This window comes from Brenneria sp. g21c3 (genome assembly GCF_040240345.1).
In the GTDB taxonomy this organism is placed as follows: Bacteria; Pseudomonadota; Gammaproteobacteria; order Enterobacterales; family Enterobacteriaceae; genus Brenneria.
In genome coordinates this window covers 102642-127771 of record NZ_JBEIAB010000012.1, presented here as the reverse complement: position 1 = coordinate 127771, position 25130 = coordinate 102642, and the positions used below count along the sequence as shown (strand labels likewise).

The window sequence follows — 25130 nt, the reverse complement described above, 5'->3', positions numbered from 1 at the left end:
GGCGGCTTAACGGCGCGCGACAGCGGAATGGCATTGCGTCATTTGCAGTTCCCGAATAATGGCGAGCGCGCCGTCGGTGTCGAAAGCGTTTATCGCATCGCACAGCGGTTGGGCCTGCGGGCCGAGTTGAACGCGATGGCGGGCCAGCAGCGTATCGAACAGGTCCAGCGAGGCCATGTCGCTGGCCTGTAGCGCGGCGGCCAGTTCGGCCAGATCCTGCGCCAGCGCGCCGTTATCCTCGGCGGCAGGGCTTTCGTCGTTTTCTTCGCCGTCGTGACGTTGTAACCACGCCTGCTGCGCCGCCAGCGCGCGGCTCAGCAGTTCGGGCAATGCCGTCGCCCGTTGCGACAGCGACCGGCTGTTTGCGCCGCCGCCGGCCTCCCGTTCGATAGCGGCGCAGCCGGCCATCAACCGGCGCGCGCCGGTCGCGGCGGCGGTGCTCTTGAGCTGATGCGCGGCATCGCGCGCGTCGGCCGGGTTATCCTCCGCCAGCGCCTGGATGATGCGCTGCGTCAGGCGCCGCGCCGCAGGGGCAAAATCCTGCAAGAGCCGGCGGTAGAACGCCCGATCCTGTCCCAGCCGCAACAGGGCGTCTTCGGCATCCAGCACGCTATCCCCGGACTGCGCCGCCTCCGTTTCCACGGGCGCCGCCGGAGGGCTAATGCGTCCGCAATGGCGCAGGATCATGTTGACCAATGCCTCCATATGGAACGGCTTGCCGATATGGTCGTTCATTCCCGCCTTCAGACAATTCTCCCGGTCCGATTGCGTGGCGTTGGCGGTCATGGCGACGATCGGCAGCGGGTCGAAACGCGGCTCGCTGCGGATCGCCAGCGTGGCCTGTAAACCATCCATGACCGGCATTTGCATATCCATCAGAACCAGATCGTAGGCAGCCGGCGCGGCGTCCAGCGCCTGGATGCCTTGCAAACCGTCGCCGACCACGCTGACCCGCGCGCCTTCGCGCGCCAGCAGACGGATCGCCACATCCTGGTTAATTTCGTTATCTTCCACCAGCAACAGCCGGAGCCCGATCAGTCGCTGTGGATGTGCCTGTCGCTGCGTCGGCGGCGCGGCGAGATCCGGCGGCTGTTTGACCTGAGGGGCCGCGGGCGGCGGCGCGTCGAAAATTTCGTCCGGCTGCTTTTGCGCCGGTTGCAGCCAGATTTGAAACCAGAAGCGGCTGCCGCGGCCGACTTCGCTGCGTACCTGTAGCTGACCGCCCATCAGCGCCGCCAGCCGGTGGCTGATGGCCAGCCCCAGTCCGGTGCCGCCATAGCGGCGTGAAATGGAGGCCTCCGCCTGACTGAAACCGGTGAAAATGTGTTCTATGGCGTCCGCGCTGATGCCGATGCCGGTATCCTGTACCGCGAATTCCAGCAGCACGCCTTGTTCGCCGCGCTGCAACAGGCGCAGTTGCATCCGCACCTCGCCTCTGGCGGTGAATTTTACCGCGTTGCCGCCGAGATTGATCAGGATCTGCTTGAGCCGCAGCGCATCGCCCAGCAGCAATGGCGGGATGTCGGGATCCGACTCATATATCAGCGCCAGCCGCTTGCCGCCCAACGTGCCGGATAAAATCGTGGACACGTCCGTCAGCAGGTCCGTCAGTTTGAACGGTTCGATATCCAGCAGCATCATGCCGGCTTCCACTTTGGAAAAGTCGAGGATGTCGTTGAGGATATCCAGCAGCGAGCGCGCCGCGCGTTCCATTTTGCGCAACAGATCGCGCTGTTCGGCGTTGATGCCGGTATGCTCGATCAACTGCATCATGCCCATGATGGCGTTCATCGGCGTGCGGATCTCGTGACTCATGTTAGCCAGGAAACGACTCTTGCTGCGCGAGGCGGCATCGGCGTCTTCCAGCGCCTGATGCAGGTCGGTGACGTCGATCCAGAACAGTACCCGCATGCCGTCGACGGTGGTGACGCCGACGCGTTTGATCCAGCGGCCGTCCTTCAGCCGCAACTGCTGGTGGTGAATATGCTGTCGCCATAGATCGCGCTGTTGCCGCCGCCAGTCTTCAATGTCGCCGTCATACGACTCGGGGTCAACCTCGGCCGACAGTTGTATTACCTCATCGACCGTGATGCCGGGGCGTATCTGATAGCCTTTGTCGCCAAACATATCCTGATAGCGGTCATTGCAAAGCATAAGCCGATCGTCGGCGTCATACAGCGCAAAGGCTTCGTCCAGCGCGTCGATAGCGGAACTCAGCAGCCGTTCGCTGGATGCGATGCGCTGTCGCGCCTCCACCTGCGCGCTGACGTCCTGCACCGCGCCCACCAGGCGATATGGTTTGCCATGCAGATATTCCACCTCTCCGCTCAGGTTGACCCATAGCGCGCGGCCGTGCGGCAGGGTAAGCCGCATCTCCTGGGTAAAGGCTTCGCCGCTCTCCACGGTATGGCGAATCAGATCGCGGTAGGCCGGCCATTGCTGTTTCATCAGCGGTTGTATTTTGTCCAGGCTCATTACGCTGTCGGTCAGCCCCAGCAGGTTGCGCGCGCCTCTGGTGAGATAGAGCGTTTTACTCTCCGGCGTGTAATACCAGCCGCCGACGCCGGCGATTTTACCGGTGCGCTCCAGCATATCGAGACTCAGCTTCAGCGGCGTGATATCGGTGCGGATTGACATGTATTTCACCGGACGGCCGCTGGCGCCCAGCATCGGCGCGATAACGCTGTCCAGCCAGTAGAGCGAACCGTCCCTGGCGTGATTGCAGATTTCGCCGTGCCAGATATCGCCGCGGGCGAGGGTGCTCCACATCTCGCGCCAGAACGACCGGTCGTGCATACCGGATTTGAACATACTGTGGTGACGACCGATCACCTCGTCGGCGCGGTAGCCGCTGACCTCCAGAAAACGGTCATTGACCTTGGTGATGCGTCCCTGCAAGTCGGTTTCGGTGACGATGGCATAATGGTCGAGAATATCCAGCACCGCCTGACGGTCGCGCAACGCCAGTTGCGTCATTTTGCGTTCGCGGCGCTGCCGATCGATATCCACCTGCACCACCAGATAACCGGTGAATGACCGCCCGGACAGCCGTGGGATCAGGCCGTGCGCCAGTTTGCGCAGGGGGTGCAGCTCCACAATCATGCAACGTTCCTCGCCACCGGCGCGCCGGAACATCAGATCGATACGCAATTCGCGCCGTCCGTTCATCGCGTTTTCAATGGCGGCTATCGGCGTACCGTCCTCCACCCGTTCGCTCAGGAAACCGAGCCAGTCGCGATCCATCAACTCTCCGCCGCCGAAGCCGGTGATCTCGCCGTAGGCCCGGTTGACCCAGATCACCCGACCATCCGGCCGCAGCAGGCAGGCGGCGTCGCTGCTCAGCCGCATCATGCCGGCCATCTGGCTCATATCGCGCAGATCGCGGCGGCGAAAACCGTATCGGTACAGCGCCGTCAGCAATAGCATGGCCGCCGTAGACGTCGCCACTCCCCACCAGAAAGCCGCCATATCGCGTCAATTCCCGCCCAGTTGCGCCAGCGCCGCCTGCAACGCCGACTGCGCCAGCGGTTTGGCCAGAAAACCGTTGGCGCCGAGATCAAGAAAATGACGCCGCGTCTCCTCGCCGTCATGCCCGGAGACCATCAGCACCGCAAGCCGTTGTCCTTCCGCACGCAGTGCGCGCAGGGTGTCCTCGCCGCTTAATTTCGGCATATTGATATCCAGCAGCATCAAATCGAACGATTGCCGGCGCAGCAGTTGCAACGCTTTTTCGCCGTCGGCCGCCAGCGCGCCCGAATGACCCAGTTCGCGCAATAACCGCGCGGCGATGCGCAGATTCAGCACATCGTCATCCACGACCAGTACCCGCAACGTCATTATGCGCCGCCCGACAGCGCGCGGATGGCCTGGACCAGCTTCTGGCCGTCAATATACAGCGGCTGGTTGCTGGCGAGCTTTTGTTCCGCCTCGTCCATCTTTTTCCGGTTGATCAAATCGACCACCGTGCCGACCTCGGCGTGGAACGCCCGGTGCGCATCGACCAGCGCGTCATATTCCGGCGTGCCGCCCCGTTGCGCCTTGCCCGGTCCTTTCAGCCAGGCGCCCAGCGCGCAGCTCTCGTCACGCCCGGTTTTCGGGTCCAGCGCCAGCTTGCGGTTGATGGCGTTGCGCAGCGTAACGCGCCATTGCCGGTGGCTGGCGATCGCTTTGCCGAAGTCGATGCGTCCGTCTTCGCTGATGACATCGTTCTTCTGGGCAAGGCGCAATACGCCGGAGTCCACTTCCGCCAGCGTGGTATCGCGCTCGGTCAGGCGGAATACCCGAATGGTATTATGCACCAGCGCCACCTGACGGTTGAGGGCGTTGGCCGCCGAGGCCAGATCGTCCACCATCGTGGCGTTCTGCTGCGTGATGGCGTCAAGACTGGCGATCTCGTCATTGACCTGACCGACGCCGATGGATTGCTCGCGCGCGGCGGTGTTGATCTGTTCCAGCATGTCGCTGACCTGACCCACGGCGTGGGTGACTTCCTGCATGCGATTCAGCGCATCGGCCGCACGCCGGCCGCCTTCGTCCACCCGCGCGCCCGATTCTTCTATCAGATCGCGCACCTCTTTGGCCGCGCCGGAGGTACGCTGCGCCAGCGCCTGGATTTCCGTCGCCACCACCGCGAAGCCTTTGCCTTTTTCACCGGCGCGCGCGGCTTCCACGGCGGCATTCAGCGCCAGAATGTTGGTTTGAAAGGCGACCCCTTCGATCACCTGGATAATGTCCTGGATGCGCTGCGACGACTCTTCGATGGCCTGCATCGTGCTCACCACGCTTTGCACCGCGTCATCGCTACGCAGTACCGCCTCGGCGGTGTGGCGGGCGTGTTGGGCGCCGTCGTTGGCTAACTGGGTGGTTTGCTGAATGGTGCGGTAGATCTGTTCCATGGTGGCGGCGGTCTGTTCCAGACTGCCGGCCTGGGCTTCGGTTCGGGTCGCCATGTCTTTGTTGCCGTTGGCGATCTCCTGCGTACCGCCCAGCAGGTTGGCCACCTCATGGCGTACATCGCGTACGACGGTGCGCACCGAGACATTGAGCTGGGCCAGCGCCAGTTGGATCTGGGCGATTTCGCCGCGTCCGGTTACCGGTACGAAGCGGGTCAGATCGCCGCCCGCCATCAGGTTGGCCACGCCTATCACTTGACGCAGCGGCGTCACGGTCTGACGCATCAGCAGCCAGGCGGAGAGTGCCGCGCAGCCCGCCGCCGCCGTCGCGGTCGCCCACAACGGCGCGCCGACGACCTGCGCCAGCAGCGGGCCGCCCGCCGCCAGCACGCTGATGATGAGAATACGACCGCGCAGTCCGGGGTTGAGCCAGCGGGCAATCCGGCCGGTCAGCGTACGGCGCACCAACTGTCCGCGATACAGCGTATGACGCCTGCGTCCCCGTTCCGCTTCCTGGCGCATCGTGGCGTATAGCCGTTCGGCGGCCTCAATCTCTTCATCGGGCGCTCGCGATCGCACCGACAGAAAACCGACGGTGTTATCGCCGTCGCGCACCGGGGTGACATTGGCGCGAACCCAGTAATAGTCACCATTTTTGCGCCGGTTCTTGACCAGCGCCGTCCAGGGCAGACCCGACTTGATGGTGGCCCACATGTCGCGGAACGTTTCCTGCGGCATATCGGGATGGCGTACGATATTGTGCGGTTGACCGAGTAATTCCTCGCTGGTAAAGCCGCTGACGTTGATAAAATTGGAGTTGCAGTAGGTAATATTGCCTTGCAGATCGGTGATGGAGATCAGCGTTTGATCGCCGGGGAAAATATAGAGGTTCTGGGTTATGGGCAAATTCTTTCGCATTCGGGAGGCTCATTGAAATTTCCGCAGATAATAAATAACTATCGGAAATTGCCGGCCAATCTTTAACAAAGTTGAAACTTTTCGTGAGCGGTTATTCTTGTCTTGTTAATGAATTCGCGCCTCTTCCGGCGGGCTGGCCCGCCAGCCTAATCACCACGCCGATTATTTAGTGACGCCGTCACACCGCGACGATCCTCCTGACCGCGCGGTCATTCTCCTTCTTCCTGCGCGCCTCCGGGCGTCGAGGTTGCGCGATTGAGCTGTAGCACCACGGAAAAACGCGTTTCCGGATGTACCGTCACCGTGATTTCAAACGGCCGGCCCGTCGCATCCAGATAGTGCCGCACCACCTTCAACGCGGCAGCGCCTGTTTTCATCCTGAGCGCTTTCGCCATCGCGCCATCGGTTATGGTGCAGGCGCAAATCTCCTGTCGGATCCCCGCCACGCGCCGGCCGAAACGGTTTTCTATCATGGAACAGATCAGCGTGTTCGGCTGACGATGCACATCCGCGATGATTTCCGCATAGTCCGGCTCGATATAGATGTCGGTCCAGCCGAGCGGCATACGCTCGCCTTCCTGCAAATAAAGGCTGGAGATGCGTAACCACAGCGTATCCGGGGTACAGGCAAGCGTTTTGGCCAGCGAGCCGGTGACCTGAACCGGGCCGACATTCTGCACGACGCGGATATGCTCCTTACCGAACTGCACCAGATCGTCGAGCGATGCCGGCGTCGGCTGAAAATCGTTACGCACCTGCGTGGCGGTGACGCGCGTGCCGACATTTTTCCGGCGCGTAACCAGACCGAGCAGTTGCAGTTCATTAAGGGCTGCTCGCACGGTGTGGCGGCTGGTGCCGTAAAGTTCACACAGTTGCAGTTCGGTAGGCAACAGCGATCCCAGCGGGAACAATCCCTGCGTGATGCCGTTCGTTAACTGGCGCACCAGTTGGATGTAGTTGAGCTTGCGCATCTCTATAACCATTAATCCACTTAAAATAATTATAAAACCAGGCGAACACGCTACCCGTCACAGAATGCGTTAATGGCTACTGTTCCGTAACAGAAAAGCACATTATTTTTAAAATGTCCGAACATATTGACCCAAATAAGTTCGGACATAAAGGGTGAGGGCCGTTGCCGGTTCTGCATCTGGTGGTCCTCTGTTTATCTATTTTTATATAAAAAGCCGAGGTTCATTATGTCAGACAGATCCATCGATAACGCATATTATTCACGTAATGCCTTCGGCATCGCCAGGATGCGACCCCGATTTTTCAGCGTCGCACGCGTTCTGAATGGCTTTAGCTACAAGGGGGCGCCAGCCGATGCCGCGATTGCGCCGCAAGCCGCCGGGATCGTCATTCATACGAACGCCGTCTGCGCTCATTGCCGGCGGAGACTCACGCTATGAATACTTCACACGTCGCCGCAGGCGCGGCCAAACGGACGCCGTGGTATCGGCGTCTGGGAACCCAGGTTTTCATCTCTCTCATTCTGGGGATTGTCGTCGGTCTCATTTTTCCGGTATTCGCCACCCAATTCAAGCTGCTGGGCGATATGTTCCTGAATCTGATCAAGGCGGGCGTCGCGCCGCTGGTTTTTCTGACCATCGTTCACGGCATCGCCTCCGCGGGGGACGCTCGCAGCGCCGGACGCGTCGCCTGGCGCGCCTTCGTCTACTTCGAAGTGGTATCGACCGTCGCGCTGATTTTGGGACTGCTGGCGGGCAATATCATCAAGATAGGCGACGGCATGTCGCCGCAGGCGAACGGCGCGCCCGCGCTGGATATCCAGCCTGCCGCCACGCCGGGTTTCGCGGAGTTTCTGATACATATCGTGCCGGATAATTTCATCGGCGCGTTTGCCAAAGGGGAACTGCTACAGGTGGTGGTTCTGGCGGTCATGGTGGGTATCGGCATCCTCGCCATTCCGCCCGAACGGCGCAACCGGGTCAACGATAGCCTGGATATGATCTCCGAAATCCTGTTCGCTTTTATCAACCTGGTGATGAAGCTCGCGCCGCTGGGTACCTTCGGCGCGGTCGCATACTCGGTGGGCAGCAACGGTTCGACCGTACTGCTGGCGCTGGCTGAACTGGTGCTGGTGTTCTACGCGGTGATTGCGCTTTTCATCATTCTGGGCATGGGGCTGATCGCGCGGCTGGCCGGGTTTAGCATATGGCGCTTCCTGCGCTATATAAAGGATGAGCTGGTTATCGTTCTCGGCACCGCCTCCTCTGAAAGCGTGCTGCCCCGTCTGTTGATCAAGCTGGAGCGGCTGGGCTGCGCCAAACAGACGGTGGGTCTGGTGCTGCCGACCGGCTACGCCTTTAATCTTGACGGCACATCCATCTTCATGTCGATGGGCGTCATGTTCATCTCCCATGCCTACGGCGTTCCGCTGTCGCTGGAAACGCAGATCGGCATTCTGCTGCTGATGCTGCTGACGTCCAAAGGGGCCGCAACGGTTTCCGGCGGTTCGTTCGTGGTATTCGCCGCCACCGTAACCTCGACCGGCATCCTGCCCGTCGAAGGGCTGGCGCTGATCTTCGGCGTTTATCGTTTTATGTCGATGGCGATCGCCACCTGCAATACCGTCGGCAACAGCGTGGCGACCGTGGTGGTCGCCAAATGGTCCGGCACTTTCGACGCCGCTCAGGCCGAGCGACACCTCTATCCGGAGCGCTATCCCGAAACGGCGCAGGAGGACGATGAATTGGATAACAGCGAAATGCTGCCGGAACACCGGGAATTAACATCAGAATCAGAGTCGTCGGCGCGACGGCCCTGATGTAGGAGGCCGCTAACGCCGGGTTCCATTCAGCGAGCGGCCCACGGTCTTGCGTTCTTCGGCGAAGAACGCAAAGTGGCATTACAACCCGCAGAGATGGGATATAATGCCCGGACCTTCTCCGGAATATAATAAAGACCATCATGATTTTGTCTCAGGCGCGGCAAGGCGCTTTCTCGAATAATAAACTGTTATTGATATGCGGGACCGGGTGGCTGTTCGATGCGATGGACGTCGGGTTATTGTCTTTCATTTTAGCCGCGCTGAAACAGGACTGGGGTCTGACGGCCGCGCAGATGGGGCTGATCGGCAGCGTCAATTCCATCGGCATGGCCGTCGGCGCTTTTATCTTCGGCCTCTATGCCGATAGAAAAGGGCGCAAATCGGCTTTCATGCTGACGTTGCTGATGTTCAGCGTCGCCAGCGGGCTGAGCGCGTTCGCCTGGGGGCTGGGCAGCCTGCTGGTGCTGCGTTTTTTCATCGGCATGGGGCTGGGCGGCGAGTTGCCGGTGGCGTCGACGCTGGTCAGCGAGAGCGTCGCGCCCGAAGTGCGCGGACGCGTCGTCGTGCTGCTGGAAAGTTTCTGGGCCGTGGGTTGGCTGCTGGCGGCGCTGATCGCCTATTTCCTGATTCCATTGCCCAGCGTCGGCTGGCGCGGCGCGATGCTGCTGTGTGCGTTGCCGGCGTTTTACGCGCTCTATCTGCGCTTCAGATTGCCGGATTCTCCGCACTATCTTCATCTGAGCCAACGGGAAAGAGAATCCTCGTTTCTTAGCAAAATCGCCGCGTTGTGGGCCAGCGAGTACCGCCGCAGCAGCCTGATGCTGTGGATTGTCTGGTTCTGCGTGGTCTTCTCCTATTACGGCATGTTCCTGTGGCTGCCCAGCGTGATGATGCTAAAGGGTTTTGACCTGGTAAAAAGTTTCGGCTATGTCCTGATGATGACCGTCGCCCAACTGCCGGGCTATTTTTCGGTCGCCTGGCTGATTGAACGGGTAGGGCGGCGCTGGGTGCTGGCCGTCTATTTGCTGGGAACGCTGGTCAGCGCCTATTTCTTCGGCATTGCCGATACCGGCGCTCAGTTGCTGCTTTGCGGTTCGCTGCTCTCCTTCTTCAATCTGGGCGCCTGGGGCGCATTGTATGCCTATACGCCGGAGCAGTACGCCACCCGCATAAGAACCACCGGCGCCGGCGTCGCCGCCGCTATCGGACGCGTCGGCGGGATCTTCGGGCCGTTGATGGTGGGATATCTGGTGTCGGCCGGCGTCTCCATCGGCGGCATCTTCTCACTGTTCAGCATCGCGATTTTGCTGGCGGTGCTGGCGATCGTGATTTTGGGCAAAGAAACCAGGCAGATTGCGCTGTAACGACGCCCAGCCCAACCACGCCAGAAGCCCACGGACGGGCCGGGTAAGAGAGCAAGCCGAAAATTGGCGGGACGGGGGTGCCCTATCGGCTTCCCACCCCCGGATTTATCTAAAATAATCCAACGCTTCTTGCCAGTTATCGACCCGGTTTTGCCACTTGAGAAGAGCGTTGCTCGGAGAAGTAAAGAGTATTCCTTTGCCGCAGAAGCGCTGAAAATGACGGATATTATCATCAATCAGAAAATCCGCGTGAATGATGCTCTTGTCGCCGCAGAACACAATGTTAGATGGTTCGATAAAGGCAAAATGCTCACGCAGCCAGCGAAATTTATGCTCGCAGGAATTGGGGTACTCCATCGCGGCGGTGGTGATAAAAATTTCAAACCGTTCGGACAGCGCCCGCAGCGCGGATTGAGCGCCGGGCATCACCGGCAATGATGCAAAAAAACGCCCGTCGGTCAGCAGTTCTTCCATTTTTTGCGCATGTTCCGCCGATACTAGCTCCGTGATGGGCTTACCCACGCAATCATCATGTGAAAACGTGTAGTTGTAGGCTTGCTGATACCAGGCGAGCAGCGCCGGGAAGGTATCGGTGATAACTTCGTCCATATCGACAGCGATGCGAATCATAATTTCCTCCATATAAAATGGGGTAGGGGTAAAAAGGGGTTTCCATAGGGCCGATTCGGCAGTCCACTTATTCGCGAGACATCAGAGATCCATCAACTCATCAAACGCTTCATCCCCTTCGTACTTCCGGCCGGCAAACGGCATCAGCGAATTTTTCGCGTAGCGGCTGAAGTTTGATATCCTCATCGCCTTGATTACCTGGACGTCACATGGCGCGAATCGAACAATGCGCGCCTATTTTAGTTTGTTCCGCTCATGTATGCCCGTTTTTCATCGCGGGCTTTCGCCGAAGGATGCCGTCAGGCCCTGAGTCCGCATTGAGAGAGTGATGGTTTTGCGTATCGCCATGTAAAACTTCATTTAACCGCGCTATACTGGATAAAAAATCAGTATAGGAGGTTAGTTGGCCAGACGTCATACCGCGCCACGGCTGGAATTTGAAGCGGCGGCTATTTATCAATACCCGGAGCATCTGCGCCAGTGGCTTGATGGTTTACCTTCTTTGCCGGGGGTTTATCTGTTCTACGGGGAGAGTGAAACCATGCCGCTTTACATCGGCAAAAGCGTGAACATTCGCAGTAGGGTGCTTTCGCATTTGCGAACCCCGGATGAAGCCGCCATGCTGCGCCAGGCGAAGCGTATCACCTTCTTTAGAACCGCCGGAGAGATAGGGGCTTTGTTGCTGGAAGCGCAACTGATTAAAAAGCTGCAACCGCTATTTAATAAACGCCTGCGCCGCAACAAGCAGCTTTGCGCATTGCAGCTTAATGGTGATAAACCCGAAGTGGTTTACGCCAAAGAGGTGGATTTTGACCGGAAATCGGGGTTATTCGGGTTGTTCGCCAACCGGCGGGCGGCTCTGCAAGCGCTGCAATCTATCGCCGATCAGCATCAACTCTGTTATGGGTTATTGGGGCTTGAGCCATTGAGTCGGGGGCGCCCATGCTTTCGTTCGGCGCTGAAACGTTGCGCCGGCGCCTGCTGCGGCAAAGAAAGCCCGGCCGCTCACCATCAGCGTCTGGTGTCGGCGCTTGAGCACAGCAGAGTGGTGTGCTGGCGGTGGAATGGCCCGATCGCCTTGCGGGAGCAGGGGCCGGATATGACGCAGTATCATATTATTCACCACTGGCTATGGCTTGGCGCCGTAGACAACCTGAATGAGGCGGGCGAGTTAATGATTGCCGCGCCGTGCTTCGACAGCGACGGCTATAAAATTCTCTGCAAACCGGTTATTAGCGGGGAGTATGAGATTATCGAGCTTGGCGATCCCGACGCATGCCTGAGCGCCGGCCTTTAATGGCGACGCCTCAGGCATAGGCGGAGAGGGTATTGCTTTTGTAGTCTGGTGCGCTCACCCACTCGCCATTTTCATATTTTTCCCAACCGCCGTAGCGAACCTCGCCTTTCTGCCATAGCATGGACATAACCTTATTCGGGGCGATTGAGTATCTAACTCAGAAGAAGATATTTTTTCAATGGGCGAGATATCATATGAAAAAATAAAATGGTCAGCAGAGTCTGTCGGAAATGGCGAGTGTATAGTTGAACTTGTACGAATTCTGATTTTAAGCGATAGCTTAGTATAAGCGAACGAATTGAGGCCGGTATAACAACCGAACGGAAATATGAAGGAGAGAGAAGATTTCTTTATATTTTTAGAGTGTACGGAAATCGGTGTTATCTTAAAAATAAGCGTAAAATCATGTAGTTACACGCATTGCTAATATTCATTTCTCCCGCGGCTTATTGGCTCAAGATAAATTTTCTTCAACACTCAGAGGATCATGCTGTTTACCTTTAAATTTTGGTTTGTGAGCGGTTTCATTATTTCAAACTCACAAATAAGGTATGGTTTACCTGCATTTAAATTGAGTGAACAGATGTCATGAATAATAAGTATAAATTGCATGAGTTTCTTGATGTCCATCGCCTGCAAACGCTGCAAGATAACTTCAGTAAATCAATGATGATTGCCCTCGTGGTGGTAGATCAGGACGGGGTTCCCGTCACCCGTCCCAGCGGGTTTTCCGATTTTTGCGCTCGCTCCAGAATGAATGAGGCACTGGCCAGGCATTGCTACGACAGCGACAGTGCGGGCGGTAAAGCCGCCATGCGCGCAGGCGAGCCGTTCGTTTATCGCTGCTATTGTGGTTTTGTGGAGTTTGCGGTGCCAATAATGGTTAATAATCATTATCTTGGCGCATTTATCTCGGGCCAGGTGAAGGTTGAAGAAGATCAAGAAAAAAGTATTCCCTACATTATGGATAACAATAATTTATGGGAAGAAAATCCCTGGCTTATCAACCAGCATCACAATACGCCGCGTATGCCGTACGAACGTTTCGAATCCACGGCGTATACGCTGCTGCATGTGGCTTCGTACCTGGTGGAGCAGGCTTATGCCAACAACATCCAGCGCGAACTGCGTTCCAAAGATCAGGAGTTGGCCAACGAGTTACGCAAACGTGTCGAGATTGAACGTTTATTGCATGACGCGGAGTTCAAAGCGCTCTCCTACCAAATCAACCCCCATTTTTTATTCAATGTATTGAATACCATTGGCCGGCTGGCGTTTCTGGAAGATGCCGGCCGTACCGAAACGATGGTGCATGATTTTTCCGATATGATGCGTTATCTCTTACGCAAGAATAATAATGGGCTGATCACGCTTGGTCAGGAAATGAATTATGTCAATTGTTATATGGCGATTCAGAAAGTAAGAATGAATGACCGCTTTGATTATGTACGCGATATTCCTGATAAATATAACGACGTTGTTTGTCCATTTTTAATACTTCAGCCTTTGGTCGAAAACTTCTTTAATTATGTGGTGGAGCCGCGTGAAATGAAGAGCCATATCACTCTTCGCGCCACCGACGATGGCAAGGATGTCATTATTGAAATTACTGATAACGGTGACGGTATTTCCCGTGAAGATATTGAGTATATCCTGTCTGGCAACCAGAACCGACAAAAAGGCGGCATTGGCATTAATAATATTAAGAACCGCCTTCAACTGCTATTTGGTGAACGTTATGGCTTGCAAATCACCAGCCCCCATAAGCCGATGCTCGGCACCACAATAAAACTGCGGTTCCCTATGGTGCCAGCCTGAGTCTGGAGTGTGAGTATGTATAATATCGTTATTGTTGAAGATGAATACATTGAGTCGGAGTCTCTTAGACGCATTATTTCCCGCTGCGTCGAGAACGCCGTCATTCATGAGGCGTCAACCGGGAAAAAAGCCATCCAACTTATTGATAAGCTCAGTCAAATCGACATGATGTTCGTCGATATCAATATCCCGTTGCCCAACGGCAATCAGGTAATTGAGTACCTTAAGCAAAAAAATACCGATACCAAAGTGATCGTCACCACAGCCAATGACGACTTTGAAATCGTTCGCCATATGCTCAGCCTGAAAGTGGATGACTATCTTTTGAAACCGGTTAAGCAAAGTATTCTGAGCGATACGATTCGCAAGACGCTACAGGTAGACGAAGAGGCCTTATCGGCAACGCGCGAGCTGCGGCAGAACATCAGCGAGATGATAAGTAGCTGTGATTATCCGCGCTGGCACACTTTTGTTTTTAGCATTCTTGATGCGGCATGCGCAGGGCAGTCGCTGGGTGACTCTCATTCCGCAACGGTCACCGACATGCTGGAACTCGTTCAACAACATCTCGCCGGTCTGGATGATGGCTATATGGACAGTCGGGATAAAATCGGCGACCTGGTGCAGAGTATTCGCCAGCAGGGCCTATCGGCGAACCATTACTGGCGGGTACTGAACGGGCTTTTGAGCATCAGCGAAAATATATTTGATCGGGCTTTTAAACAGTCCGGCGGCAGTATGGATTTTGTGGCCAGGGCGCAATTTCATATTGAAAAAAATATCCTCGGCAATCTGACGCTGGATGATATCGCGGCAAAAGTATTTGTCAGTCCCTGCTACTTGAGCCGCGCGTTTAAGAAAAGTACGGGCAGCGGTTTTTCCAGCTATATCACCAACCGCAAAATCAGCATGGCAAAATCACTGTTGCAGTTCAGTGACTTAAAAGTGAATACCCTTGCGCTGGAACTTTCCTGGCAGGATGCCAACTATTTTTGCCGTATCTTCAAAAAAGAGACGGGTATCGCCCCTTCCGATTACCGCAGAATAGTTTCGGCAGAGGCGTGTTAATGCCGCAGGGGATTTTTTGCGCTTGCAGTGAACGCGAGCGCAAGAAAGTCCGCCATCCCGGCAAGATAGTGTACTCACCAAAAAAGTCAGGGCCGCTAAGATAAGAAACTCCCATAATAAAGTAGCCCTGCCATGGACGATTATCTTTTTACCTCTGAATCGGTTGCCGAAGGGCATCCGGACAAAATGGCAGACCAGATATCTGATGCCATTCTTGATGCTTACCTGCTTAACGATCCCTGGGCCAAAGTGGCCTGCGAATGTCTGATAAAAACCGGCGCCGTGATTCTGGCCGGAGAAATATCCTCCAGCGCGAATGTCGATATCGAGTCGATTGTGCGTGCCGCCGTCAAATCCATCGGCTATGACAACTCAGCGAAAGGCTTTGATGGCGCTACCTGTGCCGTCGTCAATATGCTGGGCAGGCAATCCGTCGATATCGCGAACGGCATACATGCCAACGACCCGACGGCGCTCGGCGCCGGCGATCAGGGTATTACCTTCGGCTATGCCTGCAATGAGACGCCGCAGCTTATGCCGGCGCCTTTACTCTATGCGCATCGATTGATGGCGCGTCAGGCGATGCTGCGCAAAACGCAGCAGCTTGTCGGTTTGCTGCCGGATGCCAAAAGTCAGGTGACTTTGCGCTATCGCGGCGATCAAATAGTCGAGGCCGATACCCTCGTTATCTCCACGCAGCATCGTGAGGATATTTCGCTTGCCGCGCTGCGAGAGGCGGTGATTGAAGAGATCATCAAACCCGTTATCCCCGCACGCTGGCTAACGGCTAACACCCGTTTATTGATTAATCCGGCAGGTCGGTTCGTTAACGGCGGCCCGGCGGCGGATTGCGGGTTGACCGGGCGAAAGATCATTGTGGATACCTATGGCGGCGCGGCTTGTCATGGCGGCGGCGCTTTTTCAGGCAAAGATCCCTCAAAAGTCGATCGTTCGGCGGCGTACGCGGCGCGTTACGTAGCCAAAAATATTGTCGCGGCAGGGCTGGCGACGCGCTGCGAAGTTCAACTAGCCTGGGCCATTGGGCTTCCTCGCCCGGTTTCTCTTCGCATCAATACCTTCGGCACGGCCCGGCTTGCGCCGAAATCGCTGACGCAGTTGGTTGAGCAGCATTTTGACCTGAGCGTTTACGGCATCATCAGACAGCTTGATTTGCTCGCGCCGCGCTACCGCCAGACGGCATGTTACGGCCACTTCGGCCGGGAAATATTTCCATGGGAACTCACCGACAAGGCCGCGCTGCTGCGTGACGCTACAGCCCTTGCCTTGCGCCATCTTATGGTTACCCATTGAGTTGAAAATAACAGGAGAACGTTATGTCCGGGCAGAGTTTAGGCTTAATTGAAACCGTCGGTTTAGCGGTGGCGGTCGAGGCCGCCGATGCCGCCATGAAATCCGCAAATGTCGAGCTGGTCGGCTATGAGTTGACCAAAGGCGGCGGGCTGGTAACCGTGAAGTTAACGGGAGAAGTGGGCGCCATAAACGCCGCAGTGGCGGCGGGCGTTGCGGCCGCAAGCCGCATCGGCGATGTTTACGCCTGGAAGGTCATTGCGCGTACCGCAACCGGCATCGATAACCTGATTGCCTCACAGGAAACCTGCGGCGTGCCTCCCTTGCAACCCGTTGCCCCCGAGCCTGCTGACGCAGCGCCATCAGTCTCTGTGCCAAAAGCGCCGACGATCCCGGTCGTCACTGTCGAGCCCGTTGCGCAGTCGTCCGGCTGTGCCGATGTGGCGAGTGACGTGAGCTTTGTCGCGTCGGTGAATCAACCATTGCCGGCGGGCGAACAGGTACGGCGTCAAGTCGCAGAGGAACGGGATGTTGAGGTTGAATCGGTTGCGGTTGAAAACGTCGAGCAGGGCGATAAAAAGCCGTTGCGGACGCGGGGGAAAACCACGCGGAAATAATTGCATCAGGTAAGACGGGAGCCACCTTCGGGTGGTTTTTTTTTACCATTGAAAAAATCCGCCCGCCGTTGCGGCGGCGCGGATTTTTTCAGCGCGATCGCGATCAGGTTGCGGAAGTCTTCGCGGTTTTGGCGGCGTTGGCGGCTTTGGTCGCGGGCAGGTTGCGGACGATGCAATAGCGGTAGATGCCCGCGCCAAGGAGTCCGCCGATAATCGGCGCGATCAGCGGCACGATAAAATAGGGAATATCTCTGGCGCCGGTCATGGAAATTTGTCCCCAGCCCGAGAAAAAGGTAAAGAGTTTCGGGCCGAAGTCACGCGCGGGATTCATGGCGAACCCGGTCAGCGGAGCGGTAGACGCGCCAATCACGGCGACCAGAATACCAATCAAAAGCGGCGCCAGCGGGCCTTTGGGTACGCCGTTGCCGTCATCCGTGAGCGCCATAATCAGCCCCATCAGAATGGAGGTGATGATAATTTCCACCAGTACGGCGAGCCCTACGCTGATGGATGATGCCGGGTAGGTAGAGAATATGCTGGCCAGGAACAGGCTGTCGGGGCTTCCGCGCACCATCTGGTGAGCCTGTTCATACTCGGCAAACAGATTGTGATACAGCAAATAGGTGAGCGCCGCCCCGCAAAAGGCGCCGGCTATCTGCGCCAGAATGTACGGCACCACCTTTCTGGCGCTGAAGGAAGCGAATACCCATAACGAGATGGTCACCGCCGGGTTGAGATGGGCGCCAGAAATACCGGCCGTCAGGTAGACGGCCAGGGCGATCCCCAGCCCCCACACCACACAAATTTCCCACAGACCGAAACCGGCGCCCGCCAGTTTTACCGCACATAACACGCTGGTGCCGAAAAAGATAAATAATCCGGTGCCAAGAAATTCGGCAATGCAGGCGCCTTTTACTGATTCAAGAGAGTGACTCATAGTATTTTCCTGTATCAAGTGATGCAGGGGCTCATCACTTAATGAATTGTTGAGTACAAGAGGAGGTTGATAATAAATAAAATAACATCATTGTTATTGGTACTGATTAGCCGCCGATATGACAATGGAAGCCCATTGATTCAACGACTTTTTTCAGACTTTCCATTTTTTCTTCCGGGTGAGACTGCGTATCACCCATCGGATAAATTCTTCCCAGCAAATTATATTTATTTTCCCCGAAGCTGTGATAGGGCAGTAAATGAATGGTATCCACGCCGGACATCAGCCTGGCGAATTCCGCGATATCACGAATTTCATCAGGGTTATCATTTACGCCGGGAATAACCGGAATACGGACAATCACTTTCGTAATAAATGAAATACGGATCAAATTTTCCAGAATGCGGCTATTATTCACGCCGGTATTCGCTTCATGGATGATCGGGTTAATCGCTTTAATATCGGTTAACGCTAAATCAACCCAGGGGAAGACATCCTCGATAACCTCTTTGCTGGTGAAGCCCGTGGTTTCAATGGCGGTGTGCCAGCCTTTGGATTTACAGGCTTTCAATAATTCGCGCGCAAACTCCGGCTGCGCCAGCGGTTCGCCGCCCGATAGGGTGACGCCGCCGCCGGAACGACGAAACAGATTCTCTTCTTTCTGTAGTTCACGGATAACATCGCTGACCGTCATCCGTTTCCCCTTCATTTCCAACGCCTGCGTCGGGCAAACGCGGGTGCAATCACCGCACTGGATGCAGCGCTCGCGATCGATAAAAAAGGGATTGCTGGTCGAAAGGGCTTGCTGTTTGCACACATCAATACATTTCCCACAGCGAATGCACTCGTTCTTTTTGTAGATTAGCTCGGGCTGTGGGCGCTGTGATTCCGGATTACTGCACCATTTACAGGCCAGCGGACAACCTTTAAAAAATGGAATAGTGCGGATACCCGGGCCATCGTGCAGGGAATAGCGCTGAATATTGAATAAAACGCCTTCCATACCGTATTCGACTCTATTCATAACATCACTCATCAATAAAAGCGGCCATTGGGCTGTAAACGCGTCAGCCGCCAAAAATCGGGTCTGATAGCGGGCCATGCACACCGGCATGGCCCGCAGGCAGGATCAAAATCAGAATTGCTGTTCGGTACGGCTGATAATGTCATCCTGAACTTCTTTGGCCAGCACGACGAACTGGGCGCTGTACCCCGCGACGCGCACCACCAGATCCTGATGCTGTTGCGGATTTTTCTGGGCTTCGATCAGGGTGTTGCGGTCGATAACGTTGAACTGGACGTGCATACCTTTCTTATCGAAGTAGTTACGCACCAGACCGCCGAAGTTATGTAACCCTTTTTCCCCCATTAGCGACGACGGCAGGAATTTCTGGTTATACAGCGTGCCGTTAGAGGCAATGAAGTGATCGAGTTTGGCGACAGAATTCGCCGCAGCGGTCGGGCCGAGAGTATCTTTGCCCTGACGCGGTGAGACGCCATCCGCCAGCGGCTCTTTAGCCAGACGTCCATCCGGCAGCGCGCTCACATCTTTGCCAAACAAGACGTTCGCCGAAACGGGATAGATACCCGCCTGGAAGCGTCCGCCGCGCGGGTTGGTGTATTTCTCCACTTCCTGGCAGTAGATCAGCGCGCAGTTACGGGCGACAAGGTCGACTTCGTCAATATCGTTACCGAAGCAGGGCGTGTTTTCCAGAATATGGCGAATCTCTTCATAGCGCGCGTTACCGGTAGACGCCGTAGCGCTGGTGTCGGACAACTGGCGATAAACTTCATTTTTGATCGCGGCCGGATTCAGCGAGCCGTGCTCGTCGATGATGCGTTTGACCACGTTGTAAATTTCCTGCTCATCCAGAGAGGATTTAGCCGGCGCAGCGTGCGCTTTGCCGTTAACCGGATAGCCGAAGTTCGCATCCAACGCGTTTTTCAACTCTTGCAGCGTTAACCGGCGATCTTCGAAAACCTGTTTCTGTAGGGCATAGACGGAGTCACCGGTGTCGGCGATACCAAAGGCCTGCGGGCCGGTAAAGTTGTAAATCGCGCCGCCTTCCTGAAGCGATTTACCGCGACCGATACAATCATCCACCATGGCGGACAGGAAAGGCAACGGGCAGCGTTCGCCGTGGGCGATATCAACGCTGTTACAGGCTTCAACCAGTTGATGAACGAAGTGCGCCATCTGTTTTTTGAAGGCGGTAAAGAAGTCATCGATGCTGGTGTACTGCGTCAGCTCGCCAGTATTCGGCCCAAGCTGTTTCGCACCAGAACGACCATTGTTCAGGGTGATTTCCAGCACTTTCGCCACGTTGAAGAAGGCGGCGTCGTGCCAGCCCTCCGTGCGATGGGGAGCCTGCGGCTCCACGCAGCCGATGATGCAGTAATCGCGCGCGTCGCGCAGCGATACGCCACGGTTCTGCAAGGCCGGAATGATCACTTCATCGTTGTACATCGCCGGCACGCCGAGTCCCAGACGAACCAGTTCACACGCGCGGAACAGGAATTCATCCGGCGTGCCTTGCCAGACGCGAATGGAGAAGGACGGCTGTGGCAGGCGCACGTGGGCCGTCGCTTCCATACACATGTAGGTCAGGTCGTTAGTGGCATCGCGACCGTCTTCCGTTTGACCGCCCACGCACAGGTTTTGGAATACCGCATAGCCGGCAAACGCCTGGGCGGAAACTTCATCACGCGTTTTGTTGATGTCGTTCAGCTTGATCCAGCAACAGTCGACCAATTCCTGGGCAAACTCTTTACTGATGGATTTATCCGCGGCCAGGTAAGGGTACATATACTGGTCGTAGCGGCCGGGGGAGATAGAGTGACCGCTGGATTCAATCTGCAACATACTCTGAATGAACCAGAATGTCTGGCAGGCTTCCCAGAAGGTGGTCGCGCCGTATTCCGGTACGCGGGTACAGTTTTGGGCGATTTGCTCCAGTTCGCGTTGCCGCGTCGGGTCGCGCTCTTCACGGGCGAGGCGAGCCGCTTCCTGAGCGTAGCGGTGCGCAAAATTGATCGCGGCCTGATAGCTCAGGATCACGGCGTTGTAGAACTGTTCTTTTTTAATGTAATCAGATGAACTGCGATCAAGGTTTTCCAGCGCGCGGGTGACTTCGTTAATGATGCCGCGAAAACCGATTTTCAGTATTTTGCCGTAATCGACGCTAACGTGGCCGACGCCGCCATAGAAGTAGTTGCCGACGGTGAAGACGCCGTTACCCATACTTTCTTTGGTTTCTTCTGACATGTAAGACGCCGCCAGAGAACTGGTGGTTTTCCCAGGCCAGTATTTAAAGGCTTCATGCAGTTCTGATGCGGTTTTTTTAGGGATAATAAAGGGGTCGGCAATACGGTTCTCCATGGTATCGAATTCTTTTTCGACCCAGTCATAGGAGAATTCGGGACAAATTTCGGTTGAACGCGGATTAATGGTGACCGCCCCCACGATCAATTCGTCGGCACGGATTGTCACCGGCAGTTCATTGAATATTTTCTCAACGACTTTTGCGCGGCGCATAATTGCGGGTAAATGTTCGTTTTCTTTATAAGCCTCGGTCGCCAGCACGGCACGTTCAGATTCTACGTAAGGTTTTGCGTGCAGAATCATATTTTTGAGTCTTACAACACGATCGGTCGGATGAGTAAAGCCTTTCTCTAACATATAATAACTCCCGAAATGATATTGGCACGGTGTCGTCACCACGCCTGAATTGTTTAACCTCACGGCAGTGCCGGGTACACTATTGAATAATGCTGATACCTATTAAGCTGCTGAAGTGGCGTAATAATGACGGATGCCCCATCCAGTTGGTTGCGGTAACCAGCGAGCCATCCTGCACGGCCTCATCGTCTGCGGCATTTACCCAAATGCCGCCAGCCATTTCTATCTCGGGTTGAATGGTGAAATAACCCGTCACTCTTTTTCCCTGCAATACGCCGGCCGCGGCCAGAATTTGCGGGCCGTGGCAAATAGCCGCCACGGGTAGTGAAAAATTCATCGCGTAATGAATAATATTCAATACGGATTTGTTAAGGCGTAAATACTCGGGCGCTCGACCGCCTGAAATATAAACGCCGCAATAGTCATGTATTTTAATTTCATCAAATGACGCGGTTAGTCGAAATAAATGACCGGGTTTTTCGGTATATGTTTGATCGCCTTTGAAATCATGAATAGCGGTCTTAATATATTCCCCAATTCTTTTTCCCGGACAAACCACATCAACTCTGAAACCTAACATGCGTAACGCCTGCCATGGCACCATGACTTCATAGTCTTCAGAGAAATCGCCTGCGAGAAGCAAGATTTTTTTCATAAGCGAACTCTCAGAATGTACTGGCATCCTCCTCAATGACGCGCATGGCTTCATTTACTGCGGCGACCTCACCGAATATTGCCAGTGTTGTGATATGTTGCGGGCAACTGCCAAAGATTTCCGATACCGCGACATGTGCGCTTTTACTGGCCTGATCGGCGTAAAAGTACAGATCCGGCACCGGCAGCATAATCAACCCGATGGCATCGATACGGACCATCTCCAGTCGGTTGCGTGACTCGGAAGGCATCCGCCGTTTTAACATGGCCAGCGTTTCCGGCGTCGGTGCGTTGATAATGCGTTTTTTCATCAATGGGTTACCCGTTCTGCGTTTATCAGCGAATATTGAGCGCTTCGACCATCACGCACCGGCGATTTCTGGCGAACGTGCGTGCCGAGGTCAGCCCTTCACCGGTGGGGCCGGCAATCGTAAACGTGGCGTGACCTTCGCCGCCGACGCCGATTCCGGCATATGACGGACCATTTTTCACGAAAATGGTGGTCTGAATAAGACGCGCCATCTTGGTGAGTTTTTCGACATTGGTGGAGTGCATAATGGCGGTATGCCGATTGCCATGTTCCACTTTTATCGCCAGTTCAATCGCTTCGTCGACATTTTCCACCCGCACGACCGGTAGAATCGGCATCATTAATTCATGTATCACAAACGGATGGTCGCGCTCGGTTTCGATCAAAATGACTTTGACCTCTTCCGCCGTACTGATGCCGAGTTGCTGAAGAATGAAGCCGGCGTCTTTGCCGACAAACGCCGTGTTCGGCCCCGTTCCTTTGTCGTTGAGCACCAGCGATTGCAGTTGCTGGATATGCGTCCTATCGCACAACAGCAAGGCGCCGCTCTTCTTCATGCAATGGATGAGATAATCCGCCACTTCGTTAACAACTATGACCTCTTTTTCCGCCACGCACGGCAGGTTGTTGTCGAAGCTGCACCCATTGATAATGTCGCGGGCGGCTTTCTCGATATTGGCGGTTTCATCCACTACGGCAGGGGGGTTGCCCGCACCGGCGCCAATCGCTTTCTTACCCGACGACATCACGGTTTTGACGATGGCCGGGCCGCCCGTCGCCACCAGCATGTTGACGCGAGGATCGTTGATTAACGCATTGGTGTTAGCAATCGAAGGGGTCGTTACCGTGACCACCAGGTTGGCAGGGGCGCCCAGCCGCGCCAGTCGCTGGTTAATCAACGCGACGCAGTGCAGTGAAACGGCGCGTGAACGCGGATGAGGGCTGAAGACCACCGTATTGCCAGCCGCCAGCATACCGATGGAATTGTTGATAATGGTTTCCGTCGGGTTGGTGGTGGGCGTTATTGAACCAATCACGCCATACGCTGAGTATTCCGTCAGGGTCAGACCGTTGTCGCCGCTTAACGCGCCGGTCGTCAGGTCTTCAACCCCCGGCGTTTTCAGCGCTGCGACACGGTTTTTCACCAGTTTATCCGCATAGTTACCCATCCCGGTTTCCTCTACCGCCATTCGGGATATGGCCTGCAAAACGTCATCCTGTAGGAACAGTTTGCGGATGCCGTCGACAAAACCGGCGCGATCCTGCATTGAGCAGTGGCGATACTGGATCTGCGCCTGTTGTGCGGCGGCAATAGCTTCATCCATGGTCGCGAAAGCACCGTCGTCCGAGGTGCCGGCGTCGAGCGGTTCCGGTCGAGCCCGGTTCGCCAGAACGCTGGCCACAATCGCCTCAAGATTGACATGCTCCGCTACCGGCGCGCTCGGCGCTGGAGCCTGCGGCGCTGTTTTCGTGTATTTACTCAGTACGCGGGAGACGGCCTGAGAAATTTCAAGATCGTTCATGCTCTTCATTCCTTACTTCGCATCGCTTCACGCATGTGTCTGCGCGCCATCAAATGTACGGTGTCGTCGTTGATTTGAGTGGTGTGGGATCCAGCGTTGACAGCAGTTGCATACCGACGTCTCTTGCTGCGATCACCGACTGGCGAACTGCCCCGGAATCCCCGGCGAAGGTGAAGATAACTTCATTGCTGAAGCTGGTGCCGTTTGCCGGACTGGCGTATCCCACCGGTTCAATGACGGCGGCTTTGGCTGCGGCGTCGGCCACCACGACGCCAATCGCCGCAGGGCAGGCGCAGGTCATACCGAAGGCTTTACCTACCGGCGCGCCAAACGCTTTGTTCAGGGCATAACTGGCCCGCGCGGTGTACTGGAATTCCAGATGACCCGCCGCAGAACCGTAGACATCGCCCATCGTTCGATTAATTTCAGACAGCGCGACTTCAATGGCGCGACGCACATCGGATACATCCGACGCCCCAAAGACGATTAAGCACCCATGTCCGCCGCCGCCCTCTGTATCACGCGCCAGTTCAATCGCGAGGATTTCACTATTGGTGGCCTTAATCGCCTCGTCGGCAGCGAAAATTTGTGGGCCCGCTCCCGTGCGCGCGCCAAGAATACCGATTGAGCGATATTTCTTGTCGATATTCATGACTTCGTGGAGCTGATGATCGACGTTGGCGATAACCAGCCCAATCGTGTGTCCGAGGGCCGTGCCGACAAATTCAGTTAAACCGCAGCCAGTGATATCGGCCGCCGTTTTTTTATTTGTTTTCACATCAGTCTGTTTATTCATTACTTCAGATATAATCTGTTCAACAAGATTATCTCTCATGGTCAGTATCCTCTGGCTTTATTAACTGACAGCTTTCGGCAGAATTTTTTCCACTTCGATATGCGGGCGCGGAATAACATGCACGGATACCAGTTCACCCACTTTACTTGCCGATGCGGAGCCCGCGTCCGTTGCTGCTTTAACGGCGCCGACATCACCACGAACCATGACTGTCACCAGCCCTGAGCCGATTTTTTCATATCCGACCAGGGTGACATTTGCGGATTTAACCATGGTATCCGCCGCTTCAATTGCAGATACCAGCCCTTTTGTTTCAACCATACCTAATGCTTCTTGTTGCATAATGACCTCAATATTTCAGGTAAGAGTAAAAGCAAGTAATGAAATAACCCGCTGGGTTAACTCCATCTACTTATTAATTCATGCACTACGATGTTATTGCGCTAAGGACAAAATGTTTTGCCCGATAAAGAGACTTTCTTGTTTTTCGCTATGAAGCGGGACAATAAATTCCTCCCTCAGAGC

Annotated in this window: 20 protein-coding genes and 1 pseudogene; 7 read left to right on the top strand and 14 right to left on the bottom strand. The window is 55.6% G+C overall.

What is annotated here, in order from left to right:
* Positions 1 to 6 precede the first annotated feature (6 nt).
* From ABRZ28_RS17075 to ABRZ28_RS17055, 5 genes are all read right to left on the bottom strand, one after another.
* On the bottom strand, positions 7 to 3468 hold the full coding sequence (locus ABRZ28_RS17075; protein ID WP_330520991.1) for a PAS domain S-box protein: 3462 nt from the start codon (positions 3466 to 3468) through the stop codon (positions 7 to 9).
* A 6-nt stretch (positions 3469 to 3474) separates the two neighbouring features.
* A complete protein-coding gene (locus ABRZ28_RS17070) occupies positions 3475 to 3837 on the bottom strand; it encodes a response regulator (protein ID WP_319606571.1) in 363 nt (120 codons plus the stop codon).
* On the bottom strand, positions 3837 to 5810 hold the full coding sequence (locus tag ABRZ28_RS17065; protein WP_330520990.1) for a methyl-accepting chemotaxis protein: 1974 nt from the start codon (positions 5808 to 5810) through the stop codon (positions 3837 to 3839). Before ABRZ28_RS17065 ends, ABRZ28_RS17070 begins: the two co-directional genes overlap by 1 nt.
* A 209-nt stretch (positions 5811 to 6019) precedes the next feature.
* Positions 6020 to 6781 carry a GntR family transcriptional regulator gene (locus ABRZ28_RS17060; protein ID WP_319606573.1) on the bottom strand — a complete coding sequence of 254 codons (762 nt, stop codon included), beginning with the start codon at positions 6779 to 6781 and terminating at the stop codon, positions 6020 to 6022.
* Positions 6782 to 7042: 261 nt separating this feature from the next.
* On the bottom strand, positions 7043 to 7177 hold the full coding sequence (locus ABRZ28_RS17055; protein ID WP_330520989.1) for a hypothetical protein: 135 nt from the start codon (positions 7175 to 7177) through the stop codon (positions 7043 to 7045).
* A gap of 41 nt (positions 7178 to 7218) precedes the next feature.
* Here ABRZ28_RS17055 and ABRZ28_RS17050 point away from each other — a divergent pair, with 41 nt between their 5' ends.
* A complete protein-coding gene (locus ABRZ28_RS17050; protein ID WP_319606574.1) occupies positions 7219 to 8601 on the top strand; it encodes a cation:dicarboxylate symporter family transporter in 1383 nt (460 codons plus the stop codon).
* Positions 8602 to 8744: 143 nt separating this feature from the next.
* A complete protein-coding gene (locus tag ABRZ28_RS17045) occupies positions 8745 to 9968 on the top strand; it encodes an MFS transporter (RefSeq protein ID WP_319606575.1) in 1224 nt (407 codons plus the stop codon).
* A 105-nt stretch (positions 9969 to 10073) separates the two neighbouring features.
* On the opposite strand, the gene ABRZ28_RS17040 is transcribed toward ABRZ28_RS17045, so the two are convergent.
* The gene (locus ABRZ28_RS17040) at positions 10074 to 10598 is read right to left on the bottom strand and encodes a 5' nucleotidase, NT5C type (protein ID WP_319606576.1); all 525 of its coding nucleotides are present in this window, start codon (positions 10596 to 10598) and stop codon (positions 10074 to 10076) included.
* 403 nt (positions 10599 to 11001) lie between these two features.
* Here ABRZ28_RS17040 and cho point away from each other — a divergent pair, with 403 nt between their 5' ends.
* The 5 genes and pseudogenes from cho to ABRZ28_RS24310 all read left to right on the top strand — a co-directional run.
* The gene (cho, locus tag ABRZ28_RS17035) at positions 11002 to 11895 is read left to right on the top strand and encodes an excinuclease Cho (protein ID WP_319606577.1); all 894 of its coding nucleotides are present in this window, start codon (positions 11002 to 11004) and stop codon (positions 11893 to 11895) included.
* A 588-nt stretch (positions 11896 to 12483) separates the two neighbouring features.
* The gene (locus tag ABRZ28_RS17030) at positions 12484 to 13713 is read left to right on the top strand and encodes a sensor histidine kinase (RefSeq protein ID WP_319606404.1); all 1230 of its coding nucleotides are present in this window, start codon (positions 12484 to 12486) and stop codon (positions 13711 to 13713) included.
* Between the two features lie 15 nt (positions 13714 to 13728).
* A complete protein-coding gene (locus ABRZ28_RS17025; protein ID WP_330520986.1) occupies positions 13729 to 14781 on the top strand; it encodes a response regulator transcription factor in 1053 nt (350 codons plus the stop codon).
* Between the two features lie 132 nt (positions 14782 to 14913).
* Complete coding sequence (gene metK, locus ABRZ28_RS17020) at positions 14914 to 16092, top strand: methionine adenosyltransferase (RefSeq protein ID WP_330520985.1); 1179 nt, start codon at positions 14914 to 14916, stop codon at positions 16090 to 16092.
* Between the two features lie 23 nt (positions 16093 to 16115).
* A pseudogene (locus tag ABRZ28_RS24310) lies at positions 16116 to 16379 on the top strand (BMC domain-containing protein); the annotation flags it as partial.
* A gap of 430 nt (positions 16380 to 16809) precedes the next feature.
* On the opposite strand, the gene ABRZ28_RS17010 reads toward ABRZ28_RS24310, so the two are convergent.
* The 8 genes from ABRZ28_RS17010 to grpH form a co-directional block, all read right to left on the bottom strand.
* On the bottom strand, positions 16810 to 17643 hold the full coding sequence (locus tag ABRZ28_RS17010; RefSeq protein ID WP_319606408.1) for an MIP/aquaporin family protein: 834 nt from the start codon (positions 17641 to 17643) through the stop codon (positions 16810 to 16812).
* 106 nt (positions 17644 to 17749) lie between these two features.
* Positions 17750 to 18667: a glycyl-radical enzyme activating protein gene (locus ABRZ28_RS17005; protein ID WP_319606409.1), complete on the bottom strand. Its 918-nt coding sequence runs from the start codon at positions 18665 to 18667 to the stop codon at positions 17750 to 17752.
* 111 nt (positions 18668 to 18778) lie between these two features.
* Entirely contained in the window at positions 18779 to 21322 is a 2544-nt protein-coding gene (gene grpM, locus ABRZ28_RS17000; protein WP_330520983.1) for a glycyl radical diol dehydratase GrpM, read from the bottom strand.
* Between the two features lie 79 nt (positions 21323 to 21401).
* Positions 21402 to 21977: a DJ-1/PfpI family protein gene (locus ABRZ28_RS16995; RefSeq protein ID WP_319606411.1), complete on the bottom strand. Its 576-nt coding sequence runs from the start codon at positions 21975 to 21977 to the stop codon at positions 21402 to 21404.
* A 10-nt stretch (positions 21978 to 21987) separates the two neighbouring features.
* Entirely contained in the window at positions 21988 to 22287 is a 300-nt protein-coding gene (locus tag ABRZ28_RS16990; RefSeq protein WP_319606412.1) for a BMC domain-containing protein, read from the bottom strand.
* Positions 22288 to 22312: 25 nt separating this feature from the next.
* Entirely contained in the window at positions 22313 to 23809 is a 1497-nt protein-coding gene (locus ABRZ28_RS16985; protein ID WP_319606413.1) for an aldehyde dehydrogenase family protein, read from the bottom strand.
* Between the two features lie 49 nt (positions 23810 to 23858).
* Positions 23859 to 24644: a propanediol utilization microcompartment protein PduB gene (gene pduB, locus ABRZ28_RS16980; protein ID WP_319606414.1), complete on the bottom strand. Its 786-nt coding sequence runs from the start codon at positions 24642 to 24644 to the stop codon at positions 23859 to 23861.
* A 21-nt stretch (positions 24645 to 24665) separates the two neighbouring features.
* The gene (gene grpH, locus ABRZ28_RS16975) at positions 24666 to 24947 is read right to left on the bottom strand and encodes a propanediol utilization system shell hexameric protein GrpH (RefSeq protein ID WP_319606415.1); all 282 of its coding nucleotides are present in this window, start codon (positions 24945 to 24947) and stop codon (positions 24666 to 24668) included.
* Positions 24948 to 25130: the final 183 nt, after the last annotated feature.